The organism is Yersinia sp. 2545 StPb PI, from assembly GCF_052217125.1.
Taxonomy (GTDB): domain Bacteria; phylum Pseudomonadota; class Gammaproteobacteria; order Enterobacterales; family Enterobacteriaceae; genus Yersinia; species Yersinia enterocolitica_E.
Genome location: NZ_JAZGPY010000001.1, coordinates 334,914 through 354,001, shown reverse-complemented (window position 1 = coordinate 354,001; position 19,088 = coordinate 334,914). Strand labels below are relative to the sequence as shown.

Here is a 19,088-nt window from a genome sequence, read left to right as displayed (position 1 = left end):
TTTTTCCCTCTGGTACTGTGTCTTTAGGGCGGCCGTAATGGCCGCCATTTTTATTCTCTTTTTAATCTTTCGGTATTCGCCAAATACAACGTCACCACCAGCAACAATATCGAACCAGAATAAATTAATGTATCGATTGGGTTTTCATGATCAACGATGATCAAGCGGATAATCGCGGTGATGCCGATATAGATAAAATAGCGCAACGGGAAGTGATAACCCGACTCAAAATACTTAACAATCAAAGCAATAAACTCAAAGTACAGGAAATAAATTACAATCCCTTCAATCAGCATGTAAGAAGATGCATCCTGATTATTGACGAATAAGACCTTACCAAGATGGAAGGTTTCTTTTATCAAAAAGACCACCAAAATAGCGGCCAATGCAATCAACCCCACATTCAGTAAACGCTGTAGATTTTTGGCTATCCATTGAGAACGCGAATTTTTGGCCATAAATACCCCCATTGAAAGTAGGTGAAATAATCCGGGCCGAAAAAAAGCCCCTTACTGGGTAAGGGGCTAATAAGCACGGATCAAAGAGCTTAAGCCCGCAAGCTTAACGCCAGTTCTTGAAACGGTTAATCAACGCATTGGTAGAACTGTCATGACTGGTTACGTTTTTATCATCTGCCAGTTCTGGCAAGATGCGATTAGCCAGTTGTTTACCCAGCTCAACACCCCATTGGTCGAAGGTATAGATATTCAGGATAATCCCTTGGGTGAAGATTTTGTGTTCATACAGCGCAATCAATGCACCCAGGCTGAACGGCGTAATTTCACGCAGCAGGATGGAGTTGGTTGGGCGATTGCCTTCAAACACTTTAAATGGCGCGACATGAGCCACTTGCTCAGGGGTTTTGCCTGCCGCAGCAAATTCAGCTTCAACTTCTGCCAGTGATTTGCCAAATGCCAGTGCTTCGGTCTGGGCAAAGAAGTTCGACAGCAGCTTCGCGTGATGATCACTCAGTGGGTTATGACTGATAGCCGGTGCAATAAAGTCACAAGGAACCAATTTGGTGCCCTGATGGATCAACTGATAGAACGCATGTTGGCCGTTAGTACCTGGTTCACCCCAGATAATAGGGCCGGTCTGGTAATTCACTGGGGTACCGTTACGATCCACATACTTACCATTAGATTCCATATTGCCCTGCTGGAAGTAAGCTGGGAAACGGTGCATGTACTGATCGTAAGGCAGGATAGCTTCGGTTTCTGCACCGAAGAAATTGTTATACCAGATGCCGATCAATGCCAGCAGGATAGGCAGGTTGTGCTCCGCAGACGTTTCGGCGAAGTGTTTATCCATGGCATGCGCACCACTCAGCAGTTGTTCGAAGTGTTCGAAACCAACCGACAGCGCGATAGACAAACCAATGGCGGACCACAGCGAGTAACGGCCACCAACCCAATCCCAGAATTCAAACATATTGTTGGTATCAATGCCAAACTCACCCACAGCTTTGGCATTGGTCGACAATGCAGCAAAGTGTTTGGCGACATGTTCCACAGAAACCGCAGTAGACAGGAACCAGTCACGCGCACTGTGGGCGTTGGTCATGGTTTCTTGGGTGGTGAAGGTTTTTGATGCCACCAGGAACAGCGTGGTTTCTGGGTTCAACGGTTTCAACGTTTCAGCAATATGGGTGCCGTCAACGTTTGAAACGAAATGCATATTCAGATGATTTTTGTACGGGCGCAGTGCTTCAGTCACCATGTAAGGGCCGAGATCTGAGCCGCCGATACCGATGTTCACCACATCAGTAATCGCCTTGCCGGTATAACCTTTCCAGTCACCGCCAATCACGCGGTCACAGAACTGTTTCATTTTAGCCAGCACCGCATTCACTTCTGGCATCACATCCTTGCCATCCACCACAATCGGGGTGTTAGTGCGGTTACGCAAAGCAATATGCAGTACTGCGCGGTCTTCAGTACGGTTGATTTTTTCACCGGAAAACATGGAGTTAATCGCACCGGCCAGATCAGTTTCCTTCGCCAGAGCTTGCAGCTTTTCCATAGTTTCGCTGGTAATGCGGTTTTTGGAGAAATCCACCAGCATTTGATCATCAAAAGTGGCTGAAAACTTGCTAAAACGCTGGTCGTCCTCGGCAAACAGACTGCTGATGGTGACATCTTTCATCTGCTCAAAGTGTTGCTGTAACGCTTTCCAGGCAGCGGTTTGACTAGGATTAATATTTTTCATAGCGGCGCTCTTCTAGGCTTAAGGATAATGAAACGAATGGGTTAATTGTATCCTGTTCGGGTGTGATTGAGATCTCTTTTCTTGCGATAGGTGTTATCTCTCGAAACAACACTTGATCTCATCCCTGTTTTCGCAGTGTGTCATTGTCTAACAGTATCTATTGCCAAAGTAATGGTAGTGGCAGGTAGGCAGCAAGCAAACGCATCCCGATGAGCTTACTCGGGTAAGTGAACGTAGCTAACACTCCAGCAGCTTCAAGTACCAAGGGAATAGTCAATTTAGTGATATCACAGCGCATATTATTAAAGATGAAAATACCTCATAGCCATTTCATTGACAGAAAGTCGATAACCCGTTATTTCCTTGTACAGAGATAAATACTGATGCCCTCCAAGATGGCATCCCTGATACGAGGTTTTTTTAGATGATTCAAGCAGCACCCCAGCAGAGCCGCAGCGCCCCTTCTGCGACCGTGGTTGCCAAATTTGGTGGCACCAGCGTGGCAGATTTTGCTGCCATGAGTCGCAGCGCCGATGTGGTTTTATCGAACCCAGACGTTCGTTTGGTTATCTTGTCAGCTTCGGCTGGCATTACCAATCTGTTGGTCGCCCTTGCCGATGGCTGTGAGCCTGAAAAGCGTGAACTTCATTTAGCAGAAATTAGTCGAATTCAATCCGATATTCTAGCCAAACTCGGCAATCCGGTGGTTATCCGCGATGAAATTGAACGCATGCTGGAAAACATCGCCATGCTGTCTGAAGCGGCCAGTCTGGCAACGTCTGCGGCGTTAACCGATGAACTGGTGAGTCACGGCGAATTGATGTCTACACTGCTGTTTGTCGAGCTAATACGCCAGCGTCAGGTGGCAGTGGAATGGTTTGATGTACGTAAAATCATGCGAACCAATGACCGTTTTGGTCGTGCTGAACCGGATACCCAATTGCTGTCTGAATTAGCTCAAACGCAATTGGCCCCGCGTATCGCGCAGGCCATTGTTGTCACACAAGGCTTTATCGGCAGTGAAAGCAAAGGGCGCACCACTACCCTTGGCCGTGGCGGTAGCGATTACACCGCCGCGTTACTGGGTGAAGCACTGAATGTTGGCCGCATTGATATCTGGACAGATGTCCCTGGGATTTATACCACCGATCCACGGGTGGTTCCGGCAGCAAAACGCATCGATAAAATTGCTTTCGAAGAAGCGGCTGAAATGGCGACATTTGGTGCCAAAGTCTTGCATCCGGCCACCCTGCTGCCAGCCGTGCGCAGTGATATTCCAGTGTTTGTCGGCTCAAGCAAAGACCCAGCGGCTGGCGGCACCTTAGTCTGTAATGAAACCGAGAGTCCACCACTGTTCCGTGCCTTGGCATTGCGCCGCAAACAGACGCTGCTGACCTTACATAGCCTGAATATGTTGCATGCACGTGGTTTTCTGGCGGAAGTATTTAATATTCTGGCGCGCCACAATATTTCAGTTGATTTGATAACCACCTCTGAGGTGAGTGTCGCACTAACTCTCGATACTACAGGCTCGACATCAACGGCAGGCAGTCTGCTGACTACCTCACTGCTGACTGAACTCTCCTCACTATGTCGGGTTGAAGTGGAAGAGAATCTGGCGTTGGTAGCGATTATCGGCAATAACCTGTCACAAGCTTGTGGCGTCGGTAAGGAAGTATTCGGTGTCCTTGACCCATTCAATATCCGCATGATTTGCTATGGCGCCAGCAGCCATAACCTGTGCTTCCTAGTGCCAGGGAATGATGCTGAAAAAGTGGTGCAAACCCTGCATCACAATCTGTTTGAGTAACAATTTATTTGAATAATACGCTGTTTGAATAACACGGCTTGAGTCAGAGTAAAAACTAACTATACACTGCTAACAACAACAAGCTGATAACACTGACCGGGCGATTTCGTCCGGTTTTCTTATATCTGACACTGACGACTAAGGACTTTCGCTTCATGTTAGTAAAAATCACCCGGCTGTTCCCGCTGTGGGCGCTGCTGCTGTCAGTCGCGGCCTATTTCCGCCCGACCACCTTTATCGGTATCGGGCCTTATGTCGCCCCGTTACTAATGTTGATCATGTTTGCTATGGGGGTCACTCTGCGGCTGGATGATTTCAAGCGTGTACTCTCGCGCCCAGCACCGGTAGCCGCGGCAACTTTCCTGCATTATCTGATTATGCCGCTCACTGCCTGGATTCTGGCGATACTATTCCGTATGCCACCGGACTTGTCTGCCGGTATGGTACTGGTAGGCAGCGTTGCCAGTGGGACAGCATCTAATGTGATGATTTATCTGGCCAAAGGAGATGTCGCGTTATCAGTGACCATCTCTGCGGTTTCTACCCTGGTGGGGGTTTTTGCCACGCCATTACTGACCCGTTTATATGTCGACGCCACCATCAGTGTTGATGTCGTGGGAATGCTGAAAAGTATTCTGCAAATCGTGGTCATCCCTATTAGCGCAGGGCTGATTATCCATCACACCTTTACTAAAACGGTGAAACGCATTGAGCCTTATCTACCGGCGATGTCGATGGTCTGTATTGTCGCTATCATTAGTGGCGTGGTCGCCGGTAGCCAGAGTCATATCGCTTCAGTGGGTTTCGTGGTGATTATTGCGGTTATCCTGCATAACGGTATTGGCCTGTTAAGTGGTTACTGGGGCGGGAAACTGTTCGGCTTTGATGAATCTACCTGCCGCACACTGGCCATTGAAGTCGGTATGCAAAACTCAGGACTCGCGGCTACGTTGGGTAAAATTTACTTCTCGCCACTGGCTGCCCTACCCGGCGCATTGTTCTCGGTCTGGCATAACCTCTCCGGTTCACTACTGGCGGGCTACTGGTCAGGTAAACCAGTAGAGAAAGATAAAAAGTAATACCAAAGAGTATAAATGCCCGAACCATTCGGGCATTTTCAATTTTTCTGTTTCTTTTTATTCCCCGCTTTAGACAGAAAAACAACATAAATAACACCCAGCATTACCCTGATAATATTTAAAATAATTCTGAAAACAGTCACTCAATAACCGCTTAATATTAAAAAATTATTATCTTTCCCTTCTCTCTGAATATTCCTTAATTATTATCCTCAATCCGCCGTCTCTACTCTTTAGGGACGGTAATAGTGCTGCCCGTAAATTTGACTCAAGGACGGAAAGGACTGGGTCCACTCATCGCGTTATACCCAGGAAATTCCCCCCACAAACATCATGATAAAAAAACGTACCGCATTATGTTTTTTATTGAGCACGGGCGCTCACGCTAACATGACTCCGGGGGTAGATATTCCCTCTCCGATCAATGAATCACGCCAGAACTTACAGAACAGCAGCACTGAAATTAATCACTTAATAGAAGAGCGTCGTCTGCCTCATGTTAAACAGCCTGAGGCAGAGATAGAAACGCCCGAAAATAGTGCACCTGAATTAGATGATAACGCGCAATGTCTTCCCATTAGCGGCGTCTATATTCAGGGTATTACCTTATTGACTGAGGCGGATTTAGAGACTTTAAGCCCAATACCGGAGCAATGTATTGGTAGCGAAAATATTAATCTGTTGGCGCGTGAACTCACTCAACTTTATCTTAACAAAGGTTATATTACCGCCCGTGTCCAGTTTATTCCTCCCGATAACGAGGGCGAATTGGGTTTCGATGTAACTGAAGGTTTTATTGAGAGCATCGAAAGTGTTGACCCAGAATTAAACGGTGAAAATGTTTTCCCCAATATGATCGGGGAACCATTAAATATTAAACAACTCGACCAAGGGCTCGATCAAGCTAACCGTTTACCCTCCAATAAAATAACTGTTGATATTTTACCAGGAAAAGAGGCGGGCGGCTCAATTCTCAGATTGAGTAATATCCGGTCAAAACCCTGGCATCTGACAACATCCCTGGATAATTATGGTAATAAAAGTACCGGTAAATGGTTAAGCCGCAATGCATTTTCTTTCGATAACCCCCTTGGGTTATCAGATTCTCTCAGCTTAAATATCAGCAGTACCACCGATAATCCACAGAAAAACCATAGCCGCGCCTATTCACTGTTTTATTCCGTTCCTTATGGCGCATTGACCTTTAGTGGGTTTGGCAGTTATTCCGAATACCTTTATCCGGTGCAGTTACAATTCAATACCATCGAACTACAAGGTAAAACCCAGCAGCATGGCTTACGCACCGATTATGTTTTCTATCGCGACCAAGACCAAATTAATGGCTTAAGCGCACAACTAACCTATAAACAGGCTGAAAACTACTTTAACGAACAGAAAATCGCCGTCAGCAGCCCGACACTGACGGTATTTGAATTAGGTATTAATCATCTGCACATCCTGCCCACCGGCATATTCAATGTGAATGTCAGCATTGAACAGGGATTATCCTTATTGGGTGCAGATCAAAACATATCAGCCAGCTATCAAGACAGCCAATTCACCAAAGCTAAAGCCGCTGTGACTTCCAATCAATATTTCAAACTGTTTGATGATTTCTATCTGTTTAGCAATCAGTTCTATGGCCAATACACCCGTGACCGATTACCGGGCGTTGAATGGTTGAGCGTCACCGACAGCAACGCTATTCGTGGCTTTAGTCGCAATACCTTATCGGCGGATCGAGGCTGGTATCTCCAGAATACCTTGTCGCGCAACTTTACACTCGGCAACACCACCCTAACCCCGCGGTTAGGGGCAGATGTGGGTCGTATACAACAATCATCGCCAGGCTGGAGCAGTGCTATGGGGTTAAGTGCCGGCATCAATCTCAGTTACCGCGATATCAAACTGGATATTGAAGCCAGCCGTGGCCACTTATTGTCCGGTAAAACAGAGAATAAAGACCCTACTCAGATTCTGGCGCGCTTCTCTTATTCCTTTTAATTAATCCGCTGCCAGCGAAAGCCAATTTTTATCAATACCAAACTATATGACAAAAATGGAGAAGTAAAAATGAAACAAAATAAGTTCAAGCTCTCCCCGGCAGGAAAGCTGGCGGCAGCCGTTGCTATTATTTCAGTATCAGTGGCCACCTGTTATGCTGCTGGGATTGTCGGTGCCGGTGATCCTGCCCACAATCCAGCAATTAATACGGTAAATGGCGTCCCAGTCATCGATATCGTAAAACCCTCAGCATCGGGGTTATCACATAACCAATATAATGAATTTAACGTTAACAAAGCGGGAGCCGTGCTTAATAACTCTCTCAGTACCGGTCAATCACAACTTGCCGGGCAATTATCTGCCAACCAGAACTTAAATGGTCAAGCAGCCAGTATTATTTTGAATGAGGTTATCAGCCGTAACCCTTCATTATTATTAGGTAAGCAGGAAGTCTTTGGCATGGCAGCTGACTATATTCTGGCTAACCCTAATGGAATTACCTGTAATAGCTGTGGTTTTATTAATACCAATCGAAACTCACTGGTAGTCGGTAATCCGCTAGTAGATCAAGGTAATTTACAAGGCTTTGATACTCGCAATAACACCAATTTATTAAATATAACAGGTTATATATCAACAGTTGGGCCAATAGACTTAATTGCGCCACGTATTAATATGCTGGGAGCTGTAGACTCCAGAGAGAGCATTAACATCATCCTCGGGCAAAATAAAGTTAGTGTTGACGGGGAGATATTAGAATCACAAAAATATGTGGATTCAGCATACGACAGTAAAATATTTGGTGGTATGCAGGCCAATAGAATTCGTATTGTTAACACCGCAGAAGGTAATGGGGTAAATATGTCAAGTGGGTATTCTGCCCGTGACTCGATAGAAATTTTAACACCGGGAAGATTGAATCTTGATGTTGATTCCGATCCAAATTTGAATTATAACCCGACCCCCGCCAACTTAAGCGGTAAAGATATCACAGTCAGCGCCGGTGATATCTTTACTTCAGGCGATATTATTGAATCATCTTCTGGCGGTTCGACAACACAGACACTCAAACGCACCAAAATTAAAGGCGCAAATATTTCAATTATTGCCAAGAAAAAAAATCATCTTAGTGCCGCCATCATTGATGGTAAAAACATCACTATTCAAGGTGGGGATATTAAACTGGATACAGAGAAACTCACTAATACACAGGCCAATGGCTATTCAGAAAAGGGTGGGTGGGGGCTACATAACTGGAGCAAATCTGAAGATAATAAAAACCAACAACAAACAGTTATTGGAACCACTATTATTGCGGAGAATAACATCTTTCTTAAATCAACCAAAGGGGATATAAAATTATCAAGCTCTTCTGTAAGGGCAGGCGATAATCTTTCAGTCAAAGCGGAAAAAGATTTACAACTCAAAGGCCAGATTGAACAAAGCTCAAAGCATGAAAAAGGCCATAACTATGTGCAAATGAGAGAGGATAAATCTTGGGACAATAAAGAAAACACTCAAACACTCAATAAAACCATGCTACAAGCCGATGGGAATTTGGGTTTAACGGCAGAAGGAAAAATTACCGGCAATGGTGTTAAGGCATCAGCTGGCGGCGATTTATTAATCAATGCCAATGAAGTCAAGATTGATGTGGAAAAGACCAAAAATCAGAAAACAACAAATGGTAAAAATGAACAAAATTTAGGGCTAGGGGGTATCGATCATAATAACAACAATAAGAATGCAGAAACCAATCACCGTTCTGAAATAATCGCTGATGGAACAATTCTAGTTATAGGTAATAAAGGTGTTTCCATTACCGGCAGTCAAGTCAAAGGTACCAAAGATGGTTATATTCAGGCAGATCAAGGCGGCATTAAGATTGATAACGCCATTAGTACCACCACCACTAAAATTGATGAGCGTACCGGTGTCGCCTTTAATATTACTGGCAGTTCCCATAAAGCCAATAATAGCGATGAAAAAGTTATCGGCAGCGAATTAGCGTCAGATGCTAATCTCAAAATAATCAGTAAAGATAATGTTGATGTTATTGGCAGTATGGTAGCAAGTGCCGGTGAACTGGGTATTGAAACGCTAGGTGAAGTTAATGTTAAAGCCGCTCAAGCCCAACAGAAAATTGATGAGCAGAAAAGCAAACTTACTATCTCGGGCTTTACCAGCGATGATGGTAACAACCAATACCAGGCAGGTTTGAAACTGAATCACAGCAGTGAGAGCGAAAAAACTGACAGCATCAAAAATCACGCTGCGTCACTGCAAGGTGGCACAGTCAAACTGGACGCCCAAAAAGACATCACATTTATCGGCTCTAACATCACTGCCACCAAAGGCGATGCAGAAATTAAAGGCGAAAATGTTTCATTTGTCGCTACGCAAGACACTCTCTCCAGCAATAAAACCAAAGAAACCGTTGGGGTTGATTTCCACTACACCGGCGGCATGGATAAAGCCGGCAGTGGTGTAAACGTAGGCTACGAAGATACCCAAACCAGCACTGACAAATCAACCTCCGTGGTCTCGGGTTCACAGGTAGCGGGTAATCTGAATATCACCGCAACACAAGACGTCACCAATCAGGGAACGGACCATAACGTCGGTGGCGCTTATCAGGCTCAGGGCAATAATATCCATAATCTGGCCGCTGAGAATAGTGAAAAAACGCATACCAAAACCACCAAGGTTGATGTCGGTTATGAGGCCAATATTGCTTATGGCGAAGTGACCCGCCCGGTTGAAAAAGTGATAGCCGATGGGCAAAAACTGGATATTGGCGGCATGGTTGAAGCGGTAGGCGAAGTGGGCGCGCCTAACGCTGGGATAGATCTTGCGGCTAAAGGTGGAACCAAAGAGACCCACCTCAACAGTAACCAATCTGTCGTAACATCAATCAAAGGCGGTAACATCGCGCTCAATGCCAACGGCGAAGTCAAAGATCAAGGCACAAAATATCAAGCGGACAAAGGAGCCATTACGCTGGATGCATCGCGTCATACCTTTGAAGCTACCGTTAATCGTGTTGACCAACATGTTACAGAAACCTTCGGCGAAGCAGATATTCGAGTTTACACCTCTACAGGCAAAGACATTACCCTTGATGGTAAGGGCAAAGGGGGATCGACAGATCAGCATATAAAAGGTGAAATTGCGCAAGTTGGTAGCATGAACGCAGCAAATGGCGTCAATATCAATGTGAAACAGGATGCGAGCTATCAAGGCACAAATATCAATGCAGGTAGTGGCAAAACTACGGTTAGCGCAGGCGGTAATATTGTTTTTGATCAAGTCACTAACCACACCAGTGAAAACCATAATAACGTTGAGGCTAATGCCAAAGCGAACCTTGGTACTAACGTCGGCAGTAAAAACTTCGGTGCCGGTTTAGGTGGCGGTAACAGTAAGGGGCAAAGCAGTACCTCCGTTGCCCAAGTCAGTCATCTGGAAGGCCAGCAAGGTATTGAGCTGAATGCAGGGAAAGATTTGACACTCACCGGCACCTCGTTCGGCAGTAAAGAACAAGCTACCGGTGATATTCTGCTGGCAGCCGGTGGCAAAGTCGATATTCTGGCCGCGCAACCACAGGGGTCGAAGCAGGATATGACCTGGTCAGCCAGTGCCAATGCGGGTATGAGTACAAGCAGTGGTACCGATAAAAATGGTAAAGGGATAAAGGCAGGCGCAGAAGTTAACGTTGCTAATAAAGACGAGTCAGCCACCAAACATCAAGGCAGTGTGATTAACAGCAATGGCGCAGTCAACATTAAAGCTGGCGGTCACGATAACCAAGCCATCCATATGCAAAATGCCAATATCACCAGCCAGCAAACCACACTGACGGCAGATAATGGCGGCATCATGCTGGAGTCAGCACAAGACCAGGAACACAAAAACAACTGGAACTTCACAGCCGGCGCCAATGGCAACCAAAATAGCTCTTTCAATAAAGATGATAAAGGGGTGGTCGACAAGCAAAGTAGCGAAAAACTCCATAATATCAGCGCTAAATTGGATGTCGGTGTTGAAAAACTGAATGCTGTAATGCAACAAAACACCCATATCAATAGCAACAATATCGCCCTGAATAGCGCCAAAGACACTGCTCTGGCGGGTGCTATGCTCAAAGCTAATGATATTACTGGCACTATCGGCGGTAACTTGAAAGTGCAAAGCCGTGAAGATGTCCGACAGGAAGTTAATGTCAACACTGGCTTGAGTTTCAATCACAGTAACGAGAAACAAGACAGTATGATTAATCAGGTAGCCGATGCGACCCCAATCGGCTCGGATAAAGTGAAAAAAACCCTGACCACTAAATCCAATAAGTTATTCGATAAAGTTAAAAAGCAATATGACCAAGTTTCAAGCTACTTTGGTTCTAAAGAAGAAGATAACGTACAACCCCTCAGCTATACCAAAAAGGGGAGCAATGAAACGCTAACCGAGTCTAAGGAAGAAGCAGAAACCGAAGATAAATGGTGGCAGAAAGGTGCCAAAGCAGCAGGCAAAAAAATCAAAAGTAATGTTCAGGATGAACAAGTCAAAGGTGGCAGCGGCAAAGCTAAAGTTGAAGTGGAAGTCGTTGAAAATAAAGCGGTTGAAGAACAATCAGCCATTAGCGGCACACAGTCAGTTAATTTGAACGTAGCCGGTAAAACTAAACTAATCGGTGGAAAAATAACCAATAGTGACAGCGATGTAAACTTACAAACCAATGGTCTGGAATTACAGGATATCAACGGCAAACACACCCAGGGCGGAGCGAGAGTAAATGCATCGTCTAAAGTTACCGAGATAATTGGTGGTGGCGTCAGTGAAATGATGGAAGGCAAAACACCGCTGCTAGGCGCTCATGGTGGCTCCGAACAGAAAAATGCCGTAGCCGGTGTGACGCGAGGCTAAAGCGCGCAAACCACTTGGTTAAAGAGCATTAAAAAAGGAGATAGTCATCACGGCTATCTCCTTTCATTTTACTTAACAACTAACTTAACTATCAGTCGGCATCATAACCCAAGTTCGGGGCTAACCAGCGCTCAACCTCCGCTACCGGCATCCCCTTACGGGCGGCATAATCTTCCACCTGATCACGCTGAATCTGTGCCACCGCAAAGTATTTACTGTCTGGATGGCTGAAATACCAGCCTGATACCGAGGCACCCGGCCACATGGCGTAGGATTCGGTCAACTTCATGCCAGTGTGAGTTTCTACATCCAGCAACTGCCAGATTTGGCCTTTTTCAGTATGTTCCGGGCAAGCCGGATACCCCGGTGCTGGGCGAATCCCTTGGTAGTTCTCGCGCACCAATTCCTCGTTGCTCAGGTTTTCATTCGGTGCAAAGCCCCAATACACCTTACGTACCCGCTCATGCAGATATTCTGCAAAAGCTTCTGCCAGACGGTCTGACAAGGCCTTAATCATGATTTTATTGTAATCATCATGCTGAGCATCATAAGCCTCGGCCAAGGCATCTTCTTCCAAGCCACCAGTGACAGCAAATGCTCCGTAGTAATCAATCTTGCCACTAGATTTAGGTGCAACATAATCTGCCAGGCAATAGTTCGGGAAGTCGGTCTTCTCGGTTTGTTGGCGCAGATGATGGCTGACCACCAGCACATCCTCACGCCGCTCATCGCGATAAACTTCGATATCATCGCCGACGCTGTTAGCTGGGAATATCCCCACCACGCCTTTCGGATGCAGCAAGTTTTCTGCCGACAATTTATCCAGCAGTTCATTGGCATCGGCAAATAGGCGTTTAGCCTCTTCGCCGACCACCTCATCTTCCAAAATACGTGGGTATTTACCCGCCAACGACCAGGTCATAAAGAATGGCGTCCAGTCGATATAATTGCGCAGAGTTTCGATACTGGCCTCGACAGGCTGCACACCTAATTTATGGGCAACTGGCGGCGTATAACTTTCCCAATCGATTACGGTTTGGTTATCCCGCGCGATTTGTAAACTGACCGGCGGAGTTCGCGGTTTTTTACGTGCATGCTGAATACGGACGGTTTCATATTCTTTGCGCGTTTTTGCTACGAAATCATCACGCTGCGTGTCAGATAACAACGCTGAAACCACGCCAACGCTGCGTGAGGCATTGGAGACGTAAGTGGTGGAACCACTGTAGTTCTGTTCGATTTTAACCGCGGTATGGGCTTTCGAGGTGGTCGCGCCGCCAATCAATAACGGCAAGGTAAAACCCTGTCGCTCCATCTCTTTGGCAACGTTAACCATTTCATCCAGCGACGGGGTTATCAGGCCGGACAAGCCGATGATATCGACCTTTTCCTCCCGCGCCGTGCGCAGGATTTTTTCGGTCGGCACCATCACACCCAGATCGATGATCTCATAGTTATTACACTGTAAAACCACACCCACAATGTTTTTGCCGATATCGTGCACATCACCTTTAACCGTTGCCAGCAGGATTTTGCCCGCGGTAGTGCCTTTCTGCTTACTGGCTTCAATATAAGGTTCGAGATAGGCTACTGCCTGTTTCATCACTCGGGCAGATTTTACCACTTGTGGCAGGAACATTTTCCCTTCACCGAACAGGTCACCAACCACATTCATCCCGGCCATCAATGGCCCTTCGATAACCTCGATTGGCCGCTCAGCCTGCTGACGGGCTTCTTCGGTATCCAGCTCGATAAACTCAGTGATGCCTTTAACCAGTGAATATTCCAGCCGTTTTTTTACATCCCAGCCACGCCACTCCGCTTGTTGAATTGCCACTTCACCACTTTTGCTGCTGCGATATTTTTCGGCCAGATCCAACAACCGCTCAGTGCTGTCGCTACGGCGATTAAGGATCACATCTTCCACCGCATCACGCAGCTCATCCGACAGATCATCATAGATCGCCAGTTGGCCAGCGTTGACGATCCCCATATCCATGCCATTACGGATAGCGTAATAGAGGAAAACAGCATGGATCGCCTCACGTACCGGATCATTACCGCGGAATGAGAAGGAGACGTTGGAGACACCACCTGAAATCATGGCATGAGGGAGCTCGGCTTTGATATCGGCGCATGCCTCAATAAAGTCGACCGCATAGTTGTTATGCTCTTCAATCCCCGTCGCCACGGCGAAAATATTGGGATCGAAGATGATGTCTTCCGGCGGGAAGCCGACAGTTTCGGTCAATATCTTATAAGCGCGGCGACAGATTTCGATTTTACGCGCACGGGTATCCGCCTGCCCGGTTTCATCAAATGCCATCACAACCATGGCAGCACCATAACGGCGCACCAGCTTAGCGTGATGGATAAAGGCAGCTTCGCCCTCTTTCATCGAAATAGAGTTAACAATTCCTTTGCCTTGAATACATTTCAGGCCTTTTTCGATCACATCCCACTTAGAGGAGTCGATCATGATTGGCACCCGGGCGATATCTGGCTCACCGGCAATCAGATTGAGGAAGCGCACCATCGCGGCTTCTGCGTCCAACATCCCCTCATCCATATTGATATCGATGATCTGCGCGCCGCTTTCAACCTGTTGGCGGGCTACATCCAGCGCTTCATCATATTTATCTTCTTTTATCAGCCGCTTAAAACGAGCCGAACCGGTGACGTTGGTGCGCTCGCCGACGTTAACAAATAGCGAGTTAGCATCGATAGTCAGCGGTTCCAGACCAGCCAGACGGCAAGCCACTGCAATATCCGGCAACGGGCGCGGAGTGACGCCAGCGACGGCTTTAACCATCGCCGCAATATGTCGTGGTGTGGTACCACAACAACCACCGACAATATTCAAAAATCCAGCCCGTGCCCACTCACCAATCTGTTCGGCCATCTCTTTGGCTTCCAGATCGTATTCACCAAAAGCATTAGGCAAACCGGCATTCGGGTGCGCACTGACATAATATTCAGAGATACGGGATAACTCCGCCACATATTGACGTAATTCATCCGGCCCCAACGCGCAGTTCAGGCCAAAAGAGAGCGGTTTAACGTGGCGCAGCGAGTTATAAAAAGCTTCTGTGGTTTGGCCTGATAATGTCCGGCCCGAGGCATCGGTAATAGTGCCGGAAATCATCACCGGCAACAGCACACCCATGGCTTCAAATTCAGACTCAACAGCAAAGGTAGCCGCTTTCGCATTAAGGGTATCGAAGACCGTCTCGATCATAATCAGATCAACACCACCTTCAATCAAGGCGCGGGTAGACTCCCGATAAGCCTCAACCAACTGATCAAAACTGACATTACGGAACGCCGGATCATTAACTTTAGGCGAGATCGACGCGGTACGGTTGGTCGGGCCAAGAACCCCGGCAACATAGCGCGGCTTTTCTGGGGTACGGGCGGTCCATTCATCAGCGCAAATCCGAGCCAACCGAGCAGCTTCATAGTTAATTTCGGCTGACAGCGACTCCATCTGATAATCCGCCATCGCAATGGTGGTGGAGTTAAATGTATTGGTTTCGAGAATATCAGCGCCCGCTTCAAGGTAGGCATTGTGAATGGCGATAATGACTTCCGGTTTAGATAGCACCAATAAGTCGTTGTTGCCTTTCAGATCACTTGGCCAATCAGCAAAGCGCGCTCCACGATAATCAGCCTCTTCCAGCCGATAGCTCTGGATCATCGTGCCCATACCACCGTCCAGCACCAGGATCCGTTGTGCCAGTTGCTGATGCAATTGCTTAACCTTATTGTTTAATACTGTGTCCACCACTGTCTGTCGCCTCTTTACCCTGTTGCTTTGCCATTACCCGACGCATCTTGGTTGTTTATTTGTATCAGACATGCTGAAAAATTCATCCCTATATACCCAATAGATTTCGAGTTGCAGGTCGGCGGCAACGAAATGAACCCAAGGAGTTGAGATAACTCAATGACTTGGGTGAGTGACGGCAGCCAACAACCCTGCATCTTGAAAGATGACGGGTATAAACCCGTCTGTCATCCTAGCACAAGTTATCAATGTAATGAGTCCGCTAGCAGTTGAGACTTTTTCAGGTAGAGAAACCGACTCATCGGATGAGCGTTTTCTATCGTTTGCATGCATAATTGAAAAACGAAAATGAATTCCATAAAAATAGATGAGAGGTGGATTTATGGCGTTACCGATTCCGATTAAACGGGGGAAAAAACCCAAGGCAGCTGCACAAACCACCCCGACAGCAACCGGTCAGGTTCAGTCATTAACGCGCGGGCTTAAATTACTGGAATATATTTCCGAATCACAAGGCAGTGTCGCCCTGACGGATTTAGCACAACAGGCGGGGTTGCCGAATTCTACCACTCATCGCCTGCTGACAACCATGCAACAGCAAGGTTTTGTCCGTCAGGTGGGGGATTTAGGGCTTTGGACCATGGGGGCTCACGCCTTTATTGTCGGCAGTAGCTTCCTGCAAAGCCGCAATTTGCTGGCCATGGTGCATCCGATGCTACGCCGTTTGATGGATGAATCAGGCGAAACCGTCAACCTGGCGGTGCTCGACCATAGCGACTACCAGGCCATTATTATCGATCAAGTACAATGTACTGCGCTAATGCGCATGTCAGCCCCCATTGGTGGCAAACTGCCAATGCATGCTTCCGGTGCGGGTAAAGCCTTTCTCTCTACCCTGACAGATGATCAATTAGTGCAGTTGTTACATAAGAAAGGGCTGCACGCATATACCCAACATACCCGTACCAATCCAGCCAGCCTGAAAGAGAATCTGGCACTGACTCGCAAGCAAGGTTATTCATTTGATGATGAAGAACATGCCCTCGGCTTGCGTTGTATCGCCGCTTGTCTGTTCGATGAACACCATGAAGCCTTTGCCGCAATCTCTATCTCCGGCCCGGTATCACGCATTACCGACGACCGCGTCACCGAACTTGGCGCACTGGTTATTCATGCTGCGAAAGAAATCACTCAATCCTATGGTGGCGGGAATCGTAATTAGTTAAAAAATCGAATGCATAAAAACTTTTTCGTTCGGTGAGAACAGGCAGATGGTAAAGACGCCGTAGATTAAGCGCAATGATCAACGGGTTTACCGCGCCTCGGGGCGCTCCGGTCGCTTACGCGCTTGTATTCAATCAAGGCGTAGCGAGCGAAAGGAGTTTGGGTACGCCCTGCGCGCAGAACCCGGAGCGTATATGTAATACGTGAGGAGTTCGAGCACAGCGCAAACCCAAAATCCGCACGCGCAGTAGCCGTTAATTTAACGTCCGCTGGGAGAAGCGCTGCTTACGGCGATAGGCAAAAACATCCTCCACATGCCCGTCCTTAATACGCTGCTGCAACCCACGCCAATAGCTGGCGTGAAACAGGTCGCTGTGCATCTCCTCAAAAAAATGCCGTATTTTCAGATCAGTGCATAAGAAATGACGAAACTCTTCAGGGAATACATCATTGGGCGATACGCTATACCACGGCTCGCTGGCCATCTCATCTTCCGGGTAGCGCGCTGGCGGAATATCGCGGAAATTCACCTCTGTCATATAGCAAATTTCATCGTAATCATAGAACACCACGCGACCATGGCGGGTCACACCAAAGTTCTTAAATAACATATCACCGGGGAAGATATTTGCCGCAGCCAACTGCTTAATGGCATTACCATACTCCTCGATAGCATCCTTTAGTTGCTGATCATTGGCCTGCTCCATATAAAGGTTCAATGGCGTCATCCGCCGCTCCATATAGAGATGCTTAATAATGATTTGGTCGCCTAAATCTTCTAACTTTTCCGGCACTTCCCGTTGTAGTTCGGCCAGTAACTCCGGGCTTATCCGCTGCTTATCAATAACAAAATTCTCATACTCTTGAGTATCCGCCATGCGCCCGACGCGGTCATGCTCTTTAACCAATTGATAGCACTCTAAAACTCGTGCCTGGCTGACCTCTTTTTGCGGCGCAAACTGATCCTTAATGACCTTAAATACCCGATCAAATGACGGTAGGGTAAACACCAGCATCACCATGCCTTTAACCCCTGGGGCGATAATAAACTGTTCACTGGATTGATGAGCAAAGGTGAGGTATTCACGATAACTTTCAGTTTTGCCGTGTTTCTGGCAACCAATTGCCATATACAGCTCAGCTGTCGATTTACCCGGTAATATTTCCCGTAGCCATTCCACCATTGCCGCTGGCAGCGGGGCATAAACCATAAAGTAAGAGCGAGCAAAACCGAACACAATGCTGGCCTCCGCTTTACCGGTGAGGCAAGTATCAATAAATAGGGCGCCAGATTCATTGTGATGGATGGGGAGCAGGAAGGGATAAACCCCTTCAGCCAACCGCAACTTACCGACTAACCAAGCCGCTTTATTGCGATAAAACAGTTCATTAGCGATTTGAAACCGTGCGCCTATCAGTTGCTCATCAGGGAATGCTTGCCGAAGAGCCTCTGTGATATAGCCGATATCACGCGGCAGATCTTCCCACGGCAAACGTAGCGGCAAATCACTAAGAACCATCTGCAACATGCCACTCAGATCCCCTTTTGGGGAAAAATCGCGCGCTAACGGGCGGGGGATCTCACGAAAGCGCCGCTCCGGTTGCGAGCTGAAAACAAACAGCTTATCCGGCGTTAAATCACGGTGCTTAAACAAGCGGCAGTAAACAGAATTAAAAAAACTCTCCGCAATTTCAAAACGCGGGTAATCCGGCAACAACTCGGTGTAGATCTCTTTTACCCGTGCCAGAAATTCTGCATCAAAACAGCGCTGATCGGTGATGTGCTTTAGTTGCTCAACCACCAGACCGACATGGTGGTCATAGAGGTGAATACGCTTCTTCATCGCCTGCTGAACGGCATGCCAGTCCGCCTGCTCAAAACGGTGTTGAGCGCTGGCAGTAACCTCTAGAAAGCGACCATATTGTGCATCGAAGCCCTGCAAGATTGTCTGAGCGATTAATCGTTCCAGTTTTACCGCCATACTCACCCCCGCCATACGGAACAGAGCCTGCATATGCAGGCTCCTGAAAGACACGCGTTCAATCAAACCGC

9 protein-coding genes are annotated in these 19,088 nt (G+C 47.2%); 5 read left to right on the top strand and 4 right to left on the bottom strand.

The features are described 5' to 3' along the window. Positions 1-50: 50 nt before the first annotated feature. A complete protein-coding gene (gene psiE / locus V1955_RS01515; protein ID WP_004705335.1) occupies positions 51-458 on the bottom strand; it encodes a phosphate-starvation-inducible protein PsiE in 408 nt (135 codons plus the stop codon). Between the two features lie 103 nt (positions 459-561). Continuing rightward, positions 562-2,208: a glucose-6-phosphate isomerase gene (pgi, locus tag V1955_RS01510; RefSeq protein ID WP_372569725.1), complete on the bottom strand. Its 1,647-nt coding sequence runs from the start codon at positions 2,206-2,208 to the stop codon at positions 562-564. Between the two features lie 424 nt (positions 2,209-2,632). On the opposite strand from pgi, the gene lysC reads away from it, so the two are divergent. The 4 genes from lysC to V1955_RS01490 all read left to right on the top strand — a co-directional run bounded on the left by lysC (position 2,633) and on the right by V1955_RS01490 (position 12,024). Beyond that, the gene (gene lysC, locus V1955_RS01505) at positions 2,633-4,018 is read left to right on the top strand and encodes a lysine-sensitive aspartokinase 3 (protein ID WP_083162095.1); all 1,386 of its coding nucleotides are present in this window, start codon (positions 2,633-2,635) and stop codon (positions 4,016-4,018) included. Between the two features lie 155 nt (positions 4,019-4,173). After that, positions 4,174-5,097 carry a ketopantoate/pantoate/pantothenate transporter PanS gene (gene panS, locus V1955_RS01500; RefSeq protein ID WP_083162093.1) on the top strand — a complete coding sequence of 308 codons (924 nt, stop codon included), beginning with the start codon at positions 4,174-4,176 and terminating at the stop codon, positions 5,095-5,097. Positions 5,098-5,430: 333 nt separating this feature from the next. Further along, positions 5,431-7,101, top strand: coding sequence for a ShlB/FhaC/HecB family hemolysin secretion/activation protein (locus V1955_RS01495; protein ID WP_083162091.1), 1,671 nt, complete (start codon positions 5,431-5,433; stop codon positions 7,099-7,101). Positions 7,102-7,170: 69 nt separating this feature from the next. After that, complete coding sequence (locus tag V1955_RS01490; protein WP_442820447.1) at positions 7,171-12,024, top strand: hemagglutinin repeat-containing protein; 4,854 nt, start codon at positions 7,171-7,173, stop codon at positions 12,022-12,024. 91 nt (positions 12,025-12,115) lie between these two features. Here the strand turns inward: V1955_RS01490 and metH are convergent, their stop codons facing one another. Beyond that, on the bottom strand, positions 12,116-15,811 hold the full coding sequence (metH, locus tag V1955_RS01485) for a methionine synthase (RefSeq protein ID WP_372569727.1): 3,696 nt from the start codon (positions 15,809-15,811) through the stop codon (positions 12,116-12,118). Positions 15,812-16,193: 382 nt separating this feature from the next. Here metH and iclR point away from each other — a divergent pair, with 382 nt between their 5' ends. Further along, positions 16,194-17,033 carry a glyoxylate bypass operon transcriptional repressor IclR gene (gene iclR / locus V1955_RS01480; protein WP_083162085.1) on the top strand — a complete coding sequence of 280 codons (840 nt, stop codon included), beginning with the start codon at positions 16,194-16,196 and terminating at the stop codon, positions 17,031-17,033. Positions 17,034-17,289: 256 nt separating this feature from the next. Here the strand turns inward: iclR and aceK are convergent, their stop codons facing one another. Beyond that, positions 17,290-19,017: a bifunctional isocitrate dehydrogenase kinase/phosphatase gene (gene aceK, locus V1955_RS01475; RefSeq protein ID WP_442821410.1), complete on the bottom strand. Its 1,728-nt coding sequence runs from the start codon at positions 19,015-19,017 to the stop codon at positions 17,290-17,292. Positions 19,018-19,088 lie beyond the last annotated feature (71 nt).

Coding starts and splice junctions, on each gene's coding strand:
- V1955_RS01495 (WP_083162091.1), top strand. CDS start 5,431: ATGATAAAAAAACGTACCGCATTATGTTTTTTATTGAGCACGGGCGCT.
- panS (WP_083162093.1), top strand. CDS start 4,174: ATGTTAGTAAAAATCACCCGGCTGTTCCCGCTGTGGGCGCTGCTGCTG.
- psiE (WP_004705335.1), bottom strand. CDS start 458: ATGGCCAAAAATTCGCGTTCTCAATGGATAGCCAAAAATCTACAGCGT.
- aceK (WP_442821410.1), bottom strand. CDS start 19,017: ATGGCGGTAAAACTGGAACGATTAATCGCTCAGACAATCTTGCAGGGC.
- V1955_RS01490 (WP_442820447.1), top strand. CDS start 7,171: ATGAAACAAAATAAGTTCAAGCTCTCCCCGGCAGGAAAGCTGGCGGCA.
- iclR (WP_083162085.1), top strand. CDS start 16,194: ATGGCGTTACCGATTCCGATTAAACGGGGGAAAAAACCCAAGGCAGCT.
- lysC (WP_083162095.1), top strand. CDS start 2,633: ATGATTCAAGCAGCACCCCAGCAGAGCCGCAGCGCCCCTTCTGCGACC.
- pgi (WP_372569725.1), bottom strand. CDS start 2,208: ATGAAAAATATTAATCCTAGTCAAACCGCTGCCTGGAAAGCGTTACAG.